Annotated in this window: 8 protein-coding genes; 6 read left to right on the top strand and 2 right to left on the bottom strand. The window is 50.3% G+C overall.

The features are described from left to right. Positions 1–335: 335 nt before the first annotated feature. The gene (locus ACZ5AC_RS10960) at positions 336–566 is read right to left on the bottom strand and encodes a hypothetical protein (protein WP_464247658.1); all 231 of its coding nucleotides are present in this window, start codon (positions 564–566) and stop codon (positions 336–338) included. 227 nt (positions 567–793) lie between these two features. On the opposite strand from ACZ5AC_RS10960, the gene ACZ5AC_RS10955 reads away from it, so the two are divergent. Then, on the top strand, positions 794–3,595 hold the full coding sequence (locus ACZ5AC_RS10955) for a DUF927 domain-containing protein (RefSeq protein ID WP_464247657.1): 2,802 nt from the start codon (positions 794–796) through the stop codon (positions 3,593–3,595). A 611-nt stretch (positions 3,596–4,206) separates the two neighbouring features. Here ACZ5AC_RS10955 and ACZ5AC_RS10950 read toward each other — a convergent pair. Then, positions 4,207–5,034, bottom strand: a complete 828-nt coding sequence (locus ACZ5AC_RS10950) for a ParB/RepB/Spo0J family partition protein (RefSeq protein ID WP_464247656.1) — start codon at positions 5,032–5,034, stop codon at positions 4,207–4,209. Between the two features lie 279 nt (positions 5,035–5,313). Between ACZ5AC_RS10950 and ACZ5AC_RS10945 the strand changes: the two genes are divergently transcribed. Genes ACZ5AC_RS10945 through ACZ5AC_RS10925 form a run of 5 tightly spaced genes read left to right on the top strand, consistent with a single transcriptional unit; the run spans position 5,314 to position 13,147 of the window. Continuing rightward, the gene (locus ACZ5AC_RS10945; protein ID WP_464247655.1) at positions 5,314–6,897 is read left to right on the top strand and encodes a class I SAM-dependent DNA methyltransferase; all 1,584 of its coding nucleotides are present in this window, start codon (positions 5,314–5,316) and stop codon (positions 6,895–6,897) included. After that, positions 6,887–8,182 carry a restriction endonuclease subunit S gene (locus tag ACZ5AC_RS10940; RefSeq protein ID WP_464247654.1) on the top strand — a complete coding sequence of 432 codons (1,296 nt, stop codon included), beginning with the start codon at positions 6,887–6,889 and terminating at the stop codon, positions 8,180–8,182. The genes ACZ5AC_RS10945 and ACZ5AC_RS10940 overlap by 11 nt, the downstream gene beginning before the upstream one ends. A 5-nt stretch (positions 8,183–8,187) precedes the next feature. Then, entirely contained in the window at positions 8,188–9,057 is an 870-nt protein-coding gene (locus tag ACZ5AC_RS10935) for an SMODS domain-containing nucleotidyltransferase (protein ID WP_464247653.1), read from the top strand. Continuing rightward, positions 8,987–9,967, top strand: coding sequence for an S-4TM family putative pore-forming effector (locus ACZ5AC_RS10930; RefSeq protein WP_464247652.1), 981 nt, complete (start codon positions 8,987–8,989; stop codon positions 9,965–9,967). Before ACZ5AC_RS10935 ends, ACZ5AC_RS10930 begins: the two co-directional genes overlap by 71 nt. Before the next feature lie 3 nt (positions 9,968–9,970). Continuing rightward, positions 9,971–13,147, top strand: coding sequence for a type I restriction endonuclease subunit R (locus ACZ5AC_RS10925; RefSeq protein WP_464247651.1), 3,177 nt, complete (start codon positions 9,971–9,973; stop codon positions 13,145–13,147). The last annotated feature ends 145 nt before the right edge of the window (positions 13,148–13,292 follow it).

Here is a 13,292-nt window from a genome sequence, read left to right as displayed (position 1 = left end):
CCTCATTTGCTCCGCTGATCACCCGTGGATTGTAGCCTATAGGCGAGCTTTGCTCTGAAATGGACAGGGCTTGCGCCGCCTCTTCTCTGGGAATGCGCTGGGTTTTCGCTGAAAATCAGGGAAAAAATTATGTCAAAAATATTAAGCTCAATAATTTCATAATGATAAGCTAGTTACTTTGTGAGGGGTAGGGCTCGTGTTGGCACCATTGCCTACGTCGAAAATTTATTTGTGAAAATCCATTTGTCTCAATCTGCCTGGGACCTACGCTTTTAAAACAGGTTTGTTCACTAGGCGCTCTAGGTGAGACACGAGCTGGCCTCGTGTCTCACTATTCATGATAGTTTGTAATATTGCTTTAACCACTCAATAAAGGAGTCACGCTCGTAAAGAACTTTTTTACCCATTCTGATTTTTGATGTTGGCCCTTCCCCTCTATTGTCGATGTTTGCCAGCGTTTTGGCACCGAGTAGTCCCCCGAGATTGCTGACAGCTACACTACGTGTAAATATTGGCGGCAATGACTGGCTGATTTTTTCTACAAAAAACATCATATCTTGATGCATGTTTCCTCCTGACATTAAGTTAATAAATGGCATAAAGTCATGTATAATGCATATTATAATGGCAAATTTGTTGTTTATTACATGAAGCTATGGCTAATCTCCTGTGTCATAAAATATTTAAAACGTAAAAAAAATTTAAAAATAATATGATATAATATGCGCACTATTGATCACTATTCGCAATTTATCGCTCACTAGTGTGAATATTTCAATACGGGAGTTATGCAATGGAAAGTCAAGAAATGAGAATTATGTATGCAGGGTATGCTGACAGAGTTGAAGGAAGAGACAATTCTTGGAAAGTTATTCCGGACAGTGAAGATGCTCGTAAGCAAGCGTTGGAGGATGGATATACCGCTTTCAGTACGACATCGTTCAGTTACGAGCCAGCAGATGGAAAGCCAGAGCCGATTCGATTTGGCCCTCTATTTTTGGATATTGATTACAAATTAGATCCTGAGATAGCAGTTAACTTCACAAGAGATTTAGTTTGGGGAACACTTCTTGGGACGTATGGTGTTAATCCATATAGCTTAAAGTACTGGATATCCGGAGGAAAAGGGTGCCATGTGGAAATTCCAGCGGAAATATTTGGCGCAGAGGACGGGCACCCATATTTGCCACTCATATATAAAGAAATGGTAAAATTTATCATGCGGACATGGAGTGATCATGATTGCGCCAAAATTCTGGATTTACAAATGTACAATATGGGTAAGGGACGGCTTTTACGGCGTGAAAATATTAGAAGGGCTAACGGGCGTTACAAGGTCCCAGTCACATCTGACGAATTAATGAAATATGATGCTAAGCATCTACTCGCTATGGCAGATACACCGAGATTGGATTTTCCAGTTGTGGCGGATCCGCCCGAGAGATCTTCAGCGATGGAGCAATTATATTCTTCTGTTTTGAGCATTAGGAATATCCTGAGTAGACGTCGTGGAGCGAGACTGGGCTTAGATTCACTGCTGGATTGTGGATTTATCGCACACTGCTGGAACAATAGGCAGGCCCTCTCAGAGCCGGAATGGTGGGCTATGGTTAAGATATTGATGGGTTTTGGCCCTGAAGCCAAACCGATCGTCCACTTCTTCAGCCAAGGATATCCCAATTATTCTGAAAAGGAGACAGAAGATAAGATTCGGCACTGTGAGCGCCAATCTAATGATCTACCTTGTTCGTATTTAAAAGAACTTCATAACTGTGGCAAAAATTGTAACGTTGGGAGTCCACGATATCTTTGGATGAGGCAACAGGCGATAATCTCCCAGGCTGCATCTGCTTTTTCTCTTGAAGAAGACGGAGTGTACTATGGTGCAGACAAAGAAAGCTCAGTTGCTGGGCAATTCATCTGTAGTCCTCTGAAAATATTAGGGAAGCTTCGTACTCCGGAATCACTGGAGTGGTCGAGGCTCGTTGAAGTTAAGGCGCCAGACGGAGTGGAAAAAAAGATTATCATCAACATGCGAGATTGTGTGGGGCGTGGTGACACCGTGAGGGCGCTTCTTGCAGATAATGGCGTTGAGTTTTCTAATGCCCCAAAGGCGCAGTCCTTATTCATGGAATATCTGCAAGCAAATGCTCCGGCGGGCCAGTTGTTTCTCCGATTTAGCAAGGTCGGTTGGCAGGGAGACGCATATGTGCTACCTGACCAGATTTTAGGGAGTCCATTCGATGAGGAAATATATTTTGAAAGCAATCTGACGAGCCTTCATCAGGTTTCTGGTTCACTTGATGAATGGAAAGACCATGTAGGCAAATATTGTAGGGACAACTCTCTGCTTGTTCTGCTGACGAGTTATGCGTTGACCGGACCATTGCTGAGGCCATGTGGCTTCGAAGGTGGCGGTATCCATATTTTCGGTTCATCCTCAGCTGGAAAGTCGACTGCCGCCCATGTTGCCGGGAGTGTTTGTGGTGGGGGAGGCCATAAAGGTTTTATGAGACAATGGAACAGTACTCATAATGCAATTGAAAACACAGCTGTCTTGCACGATGACAATCTCTTGGTCCTTGATGAGATAGGGCAAGCTTCAGCGGAAACTATTGCTCAAATTCCTTATATGCTCGCTAATGGTCAGGGGAAGGCTCGAATGAAATCAGATGCTTCCGCCCGTAACATTGGCAATTGGTTGCTTAACTTTCTTTCCACTGGGGAGCTTACAATTAATGATAAGATTCAGGAGACGGGTAAATACACCGTTCATGTTGGACAACAGGTCAGGGTTATCGATCTGCCCATTGACGCTGGGATTGGGCAGGATCTCTACCAAAATAAACATGGGTATGATGATAGCGCGCGTTTGAGCGATGACCTTGGAAGCAGTTGCCAGAAGTATTACGGTAGTCCACTGCGCGCATTTTTGACGGCATTTTGTGGTTCAAGCCCATCTGAGAAGATGCAAAACGTCGCCCTTATCTGTGAACAAGCGCAGAAATTTGTAGAGAAAAATAGTCCTGAAGGTGCTTCTGGCCAAGTACGTCGCGTGTGTCGCAAGTTTGCATTGATCGCAAGCGCTGGTGAATTTGCCATCGGATGCGGAATTTTTCCTTACGAGAAAGAAGATGTATGGAAATCTGCTGCTCACTGGTTTAAAATCTGGCTAAGCCAGCGTGACTGTATTGGGGATCTAGAAGTCTATAAAGTACTCAGGAGAATTCAAGATCATTTTGCAGTTGAAGGAGAACAACGGTATGTTCCAATTCGTTATGCAAAGACAGATACGCGTACGAGAAAAGCGGGCTATTCTTGGGAGGATAAATCTGGTGGTAAGCGCTATTTGATGTTGAATGCAGTTTTCAATGAAATTCTTCGGGGCGTCAATAGAAAGCCTGTCTTAGAAGAGTTGAGTAAGCGAAGATGGATTGAACTTAAGAACGATGGTACTATTCGCGAAACGAAGTCTATTGATGGTACTAATTGTCGAGGGCTCACCTTCATTCCTAGCGCCTGGGAGGAAAAAGTTGATCAAGAGTCGACTCTTAGCGTTGAAGCGTCGTCGTTAGTTCTGGATGATTTATTTTGATAAAGTTGAGTTTGTGCGTTTTGTGCGAGTTTGAAGCTGTGTAATATTGAAATAGCCTGATTTTATCAGGTTTTTTTATGTCGCACAGACGCACAAAACGCACAGGCTATTTTTGCTGTTTGATAAAATGGAGGAGTGGTAATGACAAAGCATGTTTATTTTGTAGTAAATTTTTATCAAGCATAGATGATGATTAGTAAAGTGTATTAACACATTCATCATTCGAGTATGAATAAGTTTAAGGCTCAAGGTCTTTTGTGGAGTATGGATAATGTTTCGGGAAAAAACGTCTGTGCGTTTTGTGCGTTTGTGCGAGTGAATATTTGCAAGAAAAATCGGGATTTTTTGCCAGACAGAGCCACTTGTGTCGCACAAGACGCACAGAAAATTACCGATCTAACTTGGGCCAATGAATAATTAAGATCCGATGATGCTCAATACAATTTGGTTAATTCAGATAGATGTTACTGAGGCTGAATAGTTTGAGCACGTTGATAAAATTGAAAGGCTGGTAGGACGCGATCACCTACCAGCCTTCCTTGCCCCCAATGGGCTCAACCAAATGCTTGAATATGTCTTTTATGGTCCGCAATCAGGATATGTGCAAAAAACTATTTTTTCTTCTTTTTGGGCTTTGCGGGTGCCTCTTGGACGTTCGACGCGTCGAATTTTGAAGTTAATTGACTAAGATTATTCAATATTGTTTCGATGTCATCTTTGAGGTTGATCAGTTGTTCTCGCAGTGAACTCAATTCCAAGACTTTATCATCGGCGGCCATCTTCTTGAAGTAGTCCTGGATGGACGTAATTTTTTTAATGTGAAGATCTGCACCTTTTGATCTGACTCGGGTTGCCTTTTCCAGAGATTCGGCTTCAATTTTCGCTTTATAGGCAGCGAAGAGTTTCTCTTGCGCTTTCGGGGTCTTGTAGGTCGCAATTTTTTTCAGTTCACGGAGGGCAAACCGTTTGTCCCCACGAATTGTCTTTCGAATGTTTTCGGAAAGGTCGTTGAGCGACAAGATTTCGGAGACAGTGCTCTTGCGCTTACCAATTATTTTTCCAATATCATCGAGAGTCCTGTTTTCAAATCTGTTAGCAAGTTTTTTGAGAGCCTCCGCAGTTTCCATCGCTGACAGATCCTCTCGGACCAGATTTTCAACGAGGGCAAGCTCTTCAGGGTCTCCGGTCGTGAACCACGCTGGTATTGATTCAAGCTTCAGTTGCTCATGAGCTCTGAATCGGCGTTCTCCAGATACGATGATGAGTTGTCCATCTTCCAGTTCTTTGACCAGGATGGGCTGGAGGAGCCCATTCTCCTTGATCGACTCTGCGAGCATGTTGATTTCATCATCTGAGAAGACTTTTCTGGGCTGATCAGGATTTGGAGTCAGTTTGCTCAGTGCGAGATTGTAGAGCGTTCCGAGTTCAAAGGTTCCCATGGCGACTCCTTCAAGATGAGGCATTGGGTATTATTTGGTGTTGATATCGCAAATACGCAATTATTGCTAATTCGACAATATTTGTTGGGTGCCTCGGGTACGATGTTTGAAATAGTCGATCCGGTGCGATAAAAAGTCTGCAACTGCCCGAAATTATGTCTTGTGTCATACGCTCTCTGTGCGCTATGGGCTTGAAAGTTTTATCGCCAAGAGGCCGGTCCTCTTGTTGATCCATATCGTATTGTAATTCTGTGATAATTTTCCTGGAGAATTGTATTCATGGCTCGTCCCAAAAAAAATGACACCAAACCCACAGCCAATCTTGGTTTCGAGGCCAAGCTCTGGCTCGCTGCCGACAAGCTGCGCAACAACATGGACGCAGCGGAGTACAAGCACGTTGTCCTTGGACTGATCTTTCTAAAATATATTTCAGACACTTTTGAAGAGCACCGAGCAAAGCTAATCGCCGGTGAGGGCGATTACGAAGGCGCGAATCCCGAAGATCCGGATGAGTACAAGGCCGAGAACGTCTTTTGGGTTCCGGCGGATGCCCGCTGGTCTCATCTTCAGGCCAACGCCAAGCAGCCTACCATTGGCAAGATCGTGGATGATGCCATGGTCGCCATCGAGCGTGACAATCCGCGCCTCAAAGGCGTGCTGCCCAAGGATTACGCCCGGCCCGGTCTCGACAAGCACAGACTTGGCGAACTCATCGACCTGATCGCCACCATCACACTCACGGCAGCCAGCGAGGGCGAACAGACGCACCGTTCCGTTGATCTGCTCGGGCGCGTGTACGAGTATTTCCTGACCCGCTTTGCCAGCGCCGAGGGCAAGAACGGTGGTCAGTTCTACACACCATCCTGCGTCGTGCGCTGTCTGGTCGAGATGCTCGCGCCGTACAAAGGGCGCATTTATGACCCTTGCTGCGGGTCCGGCGGCATGTTTGTGCAGTCCGAGAAATTCGTGGAAGCCCACGGCGGCAAGGTTGGGGACATCAGCATTTACGGACAGGAGAGCAACTCAACCACCAGGCGTCTTGCCGTCATGAACCTGGCCCTGCGCGGCATCGAAGCCGATTTCGGCCCTGAGCACGCCGACACATTTCGCCGAGACCTGCATCCCGACCTGCGAGCCGACTATGTTCTTGCCAATCCGCCCTTCAATGATTCGGATTGGTTCCGAAAGGACGATGACGTGCGCTGGCAGTTCGGCATCCCGCCTAAAGGCAACGCCAACTTTGCCTGGGTGCAGCACTTTATTCATCATCTTGCTCCTCTGGGCATGGCCGGTTTTGTCCTGGCCAATGGCAGCATGTCTTCCAACCAGTCAGGAGAGGGCGATATCCGCCGCGCCCTGATCGAAGCCGACCTGGTGGACTGCATGGTGGCCCTGCCCGGCCAGCTCTTCTACAGCACGCAAATTCCGGTCTGTTTGTGGTTCCTGACAAAAAACAAAGGAGCCGACACCAAACGCGGCTTCCGCGACCGCCGCAAACACACCTTGTTCATAGACGCCAGAAAACTCGGCACCCTCATCGACCGCGTCCACCGCGAGCTGACCGACGCCGATTTGGAGAAAATCGCCGGTACCTATCACCGCTGGCGAGGAGACAACGGCGCAACCGAATACGAAGACATCGCCGGTTTCTGTAAATCCGCAACGTCAGCCGAAATTGCCGCGCATGGTTTTGTGCTTACGCCGGGACGTTATGTTGGGGCTGAAGCGGTTGAAGATGATGGTGAGCCTTTTGAGGAGAAGATGAAGCGGTTGGTGGCGGAACTTCATGCTCAGCTCGAGGATTCCGCGAAATTGGAGTTGGCTATTAAGGCAAATTTGAAGGGGTTGGGTTATGGCGGGTGAAAGGCGAGAAGTGACATTCCAGCAACTCCTCGATGAGGGTCTGCTGGAAATCGGCGACGGCTACCGCGCTCAGAACAACGAGCTTGGTGGCATCGGCCCAATTTTCCTTCGTGCCGGTCATGTCACTGATAGCCACATCGACTTCACGGGTGTTGAGCACTTCCACGATCACCTTGCAAGCAAAGTGCGCTCGAAGATGTCAAAGGTTGGCGACACGATCATCACGACGAAAGGAAACAGCACCGGGCGCACTTCATATGTGACCGACCGACTTCCACCATTCGTTTATTCGCCGCATCTCAGTTATTGGAGAAGCCGCGACGCTGAGAGGTTGTGCGGTGGTTTCCTTCGCTACTGGTCCCAAGGCGTTGAGTTCATCGAACAGTTGTCAGCCATGAAGGCGTCCACGGACATGGCTCCGTATCTGAGCCTCACCGACCAACGCCGCCTTTCCATCACGCTCCCACCCCTCGCCGAGCAAAAAGCCATCGCGGCGGTGCTTGGAGCGCTGGACGACAAGATCGAGTTGAACCGGCGGATGAACGCGACGCTGGAGGCGATGGCGCGGGCGCTGTTCCAGAGTTGGTTTGTGGATTTCGATTCAGTCCGTGCCAAACTTGATGGCCGCAAACCTGTGGGAATGGATGAGCCCACGGCCGCGTTGTTTCCGGATTCGTTTGAAGAATCGGAGGTCGGGCACATCCCTAAAGGATGGACGGCTGGGAAACTTGGCGACATTGGCACAAACTTTCGGCGCGGCGTCCAGCCCAGCGACATCGCACCGAACACTCCCTACATAGCATTGGAACACATGCCGCGCCGTTGCATCGCCCTAGGCGATTGGGACGACTCCGCCGATGTGGCGAGCGGCAAGTCCGCTTTCAAGAAGGGTGAAATTCTCTTCGGCAAGCTGAGGCCCTATTTTCACAAAGTCGGCGTTGCACCGTTCGACGGCGTTTGCTCTACTGACATCCTCGTCCTCGCACCGATGAACCCGGAGTGGTTTGGTTTCCTACTCGGGCACGCAAGTAGCGATGAGCTGATTCAATTTGCCGACCTCGCATCCACAGGAACCAAGATGCCGCGCACAAACTGGGGCGACATTAGTTCCTTTAAAGTCGCACTGCCGCCAAAACCCATCGCTGCAGCCTTCACTCGCAATATTCAACCGATGCTCGACCGCATCCACGTCAACCTCTACGAATCCCGCACTCTCGCCACCCTGCGCGACATGCTGTTGCCGAAGCTGCTGAGTGGGGAACTCACAACGGAAGTAAACGAGTAACAGCTATGCCTAGGACGATCGAACAAGGATTTGAAGACTTTCTGTCGAAGTTGAAGCCTCAGAAGACGGAGTCAGACGCAGCAAAAAATCACCGAGCGTCAATCGAGGCGTGTCTCAAAAATAACTTTGGATTGAAGAGATTTGTTCGAATAGGTTCTTTCGGTAACTGGACGAGCATTTCAAGATACAGTGACGTGGATTATCTAGCATGTTTGCCGACAGATCAGCTTACGCAGGTTTCAACATCCACGCTCGTAAAAGTTCGAAATGCATTGGACAAACGTTTTCCAAATACGGGAGTTGCGGTTAGTTGTCCTGCTGTTGTGCTTCCTTTTGGAACCAGAAAATCAGAAATTACGGAGATCGTCCCTGCATACCACGTTGGTGAATCGAACGGGTTTAAAGTTTATGGTATTGCCGACTGTGCTGGCGGCTGGATGAAGGCAAGTCCCGACGCCCACAATGCTTACGTGCGCGCCGTAGACGAAAAACTTGGCGGTAAAGTGAAGCCGCTGATCAGGTTCTTGAAGGCTTGGAAGTTCTTCCGCGCTGTCCCAATCTCTTCGTTTTATCTAGAACTGCGCGTTGCGAAATATGCTTCTGACGAGAAGATGATAGTTTACGATATCGATGTTCGGAATATTCTGAAAATGCTGATGGATAGCCAATTGGCATCCATGCAAGATCCGATGGGCGTTTCGGGATACATTCCTGCGTGTAAGAGCGATGCTGCCCGTGAGGATGCCCTGTCAAAACTATTGATGGCATACATACGGGCCGATAAGGCGCGGACGGCTGTCACGAATGGAAAAATTCAAGAGGCCTTTGATTGGTGGCGATTGCTCTACCACGATGAGTTTCCAACTTACTACTGAAATTATGATTGCAGAAACACAGAATACGGATAAGCAAATTCAACGCCTTGCGGCACAGAGGCAACTATACGCTATAGCGAAATATATTTTCGGTTGGCAGGTAGTTATGGGTGGTCCTGTTGCAATTTCTGGTGCTGCTTTTGTTTTGTTGTGCCCGGACTTCAAAGTTTACGTTGCGTCGTGGGGTGTGCTTCTTGCCTTGTGTGACCTTTTCTGGCTTACACCGTGGCAAAAGTCACTTAGAGGAGCGGCGGCTAGAATTCAGGAGGCTTTCGACTGCGATGTGCTTCATTTAAAGTGGAACGACCTAAAAGCAGGGAGGCGCCCAGATCCCGAACTGGTGAAAGCTCAGTCCTCGAAATACGAGAAATGGGGGGACACGATGCCAACGCTCAAGAATTGGTACTCACCGCGAGCGGACGAGCTACCTCTTCATGTTGGTAGAATTATCTGTCAGAGATCAAACTGCTGGTGGGACTCTACACAGAGACGGCATTATGCGGCATGGATCGCGGGAATTGTGTTTTCTGTTTTCGTCGTAATCTGCTACCTTGCATTGAGCGCTGGCGCCTCGCTAGAGGCGCTTCTGCTAAAAGGAGTTCTTCCTCTGGCTCCTGCTCTCTTAATTGCTCTACGACAATTCACTGAGCAGCGGGAAGCAGCAGACCGACTAGACAAGCTCAAAGACCATTGCGGCACAATTTGGAAAGCAGCCCTATCAGGGCAATCAAACTCAATACTCACTGAGATGTCGCGAAACCTGCAGGATGAGATTCTGGAGAACCGCCGAAAGGCTCCGCCGGTTTTAGACTTCATTTTTAAGCGTCTTAGGAATGAATACGAAGTGAGTATGAATCATGCTGCTGACCATTACGTTGCCGAGGCGAAAGTTGCACTCAAAATCACATAGCTTATGACCTTCAACGAATCCCTCATCGAAGACGCTACCCTCCAATGGTTCGGGGAACTGGGCTATGCTGCAATGCATGGCCCGATGCTCGCGCCCGGTGAATCGGCGGCGGAGCGGGATTCGTTTGGTGATGTGGTTCTTGGTGCACGTCTGCGTGATGCTATTCGACTTCTGAACCCGGCCATGCCCGAAGAGGCGCGGGAAGATGCCGTACGCAAGGTTTTACTGGTGGCAACGCCATCCCTCACGCAGACGAATCGCGCGTTTCACAAAATGCTCCGTGACGGAGTGCCGGTGGAGTATTCGCGGTCCGATGGCAGCATCGCGGGTGACCATGCGCGATTGGTAAATTTTGAAGATGTGCAGGCCAATGACTGGCTGGCGGTGAACCAGTTCACGGTCATCGAAGGCCAGCATAACCGCAGGCCCGATATCGTGATCTTCGTCAACGGGTTGCCGATGGGGCTGATCGAACTCAAGAACGCTGCGGATGAGGATGCGACGATTTGGAGCGCTTACGCTCAGCTCCAAACCTACAAGGCGCAAATTCCCTCGCTGCTGCATTACAACGCACTGCTTGTGGTGAGTGACGGCTTGCAGGCCCGCATGGGCTCGCTGACGGCCAATCAGGAATGGTTCAAGGTCTGGCGTACCATTGACGGAGAAACTGATGCTCCGAAGTCGGCTCTTGAACTGGAAGTGCTGGTGCGCGGGGTGTTCGAGCGGCAGAGGTTTCTTGATCTGCTCCAGCATTTCATTGTTTTCGAAGAGGATCCGGACTCCGGGGCACTCCACAAGATCATCGCGGGTTACCATCAGTTCCACGCCGTGAACGCGGCGGTGGAAGAGACCATTCGCGCTTCGCTCACTCCACATGATTTCGCGGGAAAGAACGCAACGCTCAGCGAGAGCGCGGGCACGTATTGGGCGGGTCGCATGTATGGTGGCAAGCCGGGCGATCGGCGTGCGGGAGTTGTCTGGCACACGCAGGGCAGCGGCAAGAGTTTCACCATGCTGTTCTTTGCCGCCCGCGTGATCCGCGAGAGCGCGATGCAGAATCCGACCCTGGTGGTCTTGACCGACCGCAACGATCTTGATGACCAGCTTTTCGGCCAATTTCAGCGTTGCCACGACATTCTTGGCCAGACGCCAGTACAGGCTGTGAATCGTGAGAAGATGCGCGAATTGCTGGCTGTGGCGAGCGGGGGAGTGGTCTTCACCACGATCCAAAAATTTCTTCCCGAGCGGGGAGAGCGCATGCCCTGCCTGAGCGAGCGCCGGAACATCATCGTTATTGCAGACGAAGCGCACCGCAGCCAGTACGATCTTATCGACGGTCTGGCCCGGCATATGCGGGACGCTTTGCCAAACGCCTCCTTCATCGGTTTCACCGGCACGCCCATCGAGAAAACGGACGCGAACACGCGGGCGGTCTTTGGCGATTACATTTCCATCTACGACATCCAGCGTGCCGTTGCCGACAAGGCCACTGTGCCGATTTACTACGAGAGCCGCATCTCCAAGCTTGGCCTGAACGCCAGCGAACTGCCGACGCTCGACGCGGATTTTGAAGAGATCACCGAAGGCGAAGAAGAGACGAGGAAGGAAAAACTCAAGTCCAAGTGGGCAGCGCTGGAAGCGTTGGTGGGAGATCCGAAGCGTGTCGCGCTTATCGCCGCCGATCTGGTGGCGCATTTCGAGAAGCGCGTGGAGGCCATGGACGGCAAGGCCATGATCGTGTGCATGAGCCGCCGCATCTGCGTGGATTTTTACGAGGCGCTCATCAAGCTTCGGCCAGACTGGGCCAGCGCCACAAATGACGACATCGAGGTCGAGAAAGGCAAAGACTGTGTGGTCAAGGTGGTGATGACCGGCAGTGCCGAAGACGGTCCGGACTGGCAGCCGCATATCCGCAACAAGGAAAAGCGCCGCAAGCTGGCTAACCGTTTCAAGGACAGTAAAGACCCCTTCCGGATCGTGATCGTGCGCGACATGTGGCTGACTGGTTTTGACGCGCCATGTCTGCACACCATGTATGCCGACAAGCCCATGCAGGGGCACGGCCTCATGCAGGCCATCGCCCGCGTGAACCGCGTCTTTCGTGACAAGCCGGGTGGCCTGGTGGTGGATTATCTGGGGCTTGCCGATCAGCTCAAGCATGCTTTGGCCAATTACACGGAGAGCGGCGGCAAGGGTGACCCGACGTTTGACACCAGGCAGGCTATCGCCGTGATGCTGGAAAAGCACAATATTGCCTGCGACATCATGCACGGTTTCAATTGGGAATCATGGACCACCGGCAAACCCGCCGAACGCCTGGCCCTCATCCCTGCCGGTCAGGAGCACATCCTGAGTCAGGAAGACGGCAAGAAACGCTGGGTGCAGGTGGTAACCGAACTTTCCCGCGCCTTCGCCCTTTGCGCCGCGAGCGATGAAGCAACGGAGATTCGCGAAGACGTTTCCTTCTTCCAGGCCTTGCAAGCCGCGCTGAACAAACAAAGCGGTACCAACCGCAAGACCCCCGAGCAGGTCGACGCGGCCATCCGCCAGCTCGTCTCCAAAGCCATCACCACCGAAGGCCAGGTCATCGACGTATTCACCGCAGCTGGACTCCCGAGGCCCGACATATCCATCCTGAGCGACCAATTCCTTGCCGAAGTGCGCGGCCTCAAGCACAAGAACGTCGCCGCCGAACTGCTGGAAAAACTTCTCAAGGATGAGCTAAAGGTCCGTTCCAAGCGGAACATTGTTCAGAGCCAGGTTTTCAGCGAAAAGCTCAAGAAGACGCTCAACGCCTATCATAACCGTGCTATCTCAACGATGGAGGTTATCGAAGAGCTCATAACGCTGGCCAAGGAAATGGAATCCGCGACAAAGCGGGGTGAGAATCTCGGGCTGACGGATGACGAGATTGCGTTTTACGACGCACTCGCCGTCAACGAGTCCGCCGTGACGGCCATGGGTGACGACAAGTTGAAGGTCATCGCTACTGAACTCATCACACTGATCCGCAAGAGTGTGACTATTGATTGGACGCTACGAGAAGGGGCGCGGGCAAAGATTCGCGTGATGGTCAAGCGCATCCTGAACAAATACGGCTATCCGCCGGATCTTCAGGCAGAGGCGGTGAAGACTGTGCTGATGCAGGCGGAGTTGTTGTGCAAGGAGTGGGCGGCATAGTGGATTGAGTGTTTTTGAGTCTGTCTAATCGGGATTTTTATATAATTCGTCGACCCTGAAAATGTGACAACGAACTGAAATTAATTGAAATTTACTCGGAAATAACGTATTTCGAATAACCAGTAATGCAGTAAAAAATGCATTT

This window comes from Desulfomicrobium aestuarii, assembly GCF_055385525.1.
This window is presented reverse-complemented; position numbering and strand designations above follow the sequence as displayed.

What these genes read in the sequence shown, in the direction of transcription:
- ACZ5AC_RS10960 (WP_464247658.1), bottom strand. Translation starts at nt 566, where the DNA reads ATGCATCAAGATATGATGTTTTTTGTAGAAAAAATCAGCCAGTCATTG.
- ACZ5AC_RS10955 (WP_464247657.1), top strand. Translation starts at nt 794, where the DNA reads ATGGAAAGTCAAGAAATGAGAATTATGTATGCAGGGTATGCTGACAGA.
- ACZ5AC_RS10950 (WP_464247656.1), bottom strand. Translation starts at nt 5,034, where the DNA reads ATGGGAACCTTTGAACTCGGAACGCTCTACAATCTCGCACTGAGCAAA.
- ACZ5AC_RS10945 (WP_464247655.1), top strand. Translation starts at nt 5,314, where the DNA reads ATGGCTCGTCCCAAAAAAAATGACACCAAACCCACAGCCAATCTTGGT.
- ACZ5AC_RS10940 (WP_464247654.1), top strand. Translation starts at nt 6,887, where the DNA reads ATGGCGGGTGAAAGGCGAGAAGTGACATTCCAGCAACTCCTCGATGAG.
- ACZ5AC_RS10935 (WP_464247653.1), top strand. Translation starts at nt 8,188, where the DNA reads ATGCCTAGGACGATCGAACAAGGATTTGAAGACTTTCTGTCGAAGTTG.
- ACZ5AC_RS10930 (WP_464247652.1), top strand. Translation starts at nt 8,987, where the DNA reads ATGGAAAAATTCAAGAGGCCTTTGATTGGTGGCGATTGCTCTACCACG.
- ACZ5AC_RS10925 (WP_464247651.1), top strand. Translation starts at nt 9,971, where the DNA reads ATGACCTTCAACGAATCCCTCATCGAAGACGCTACCCTCCAATGGTTC.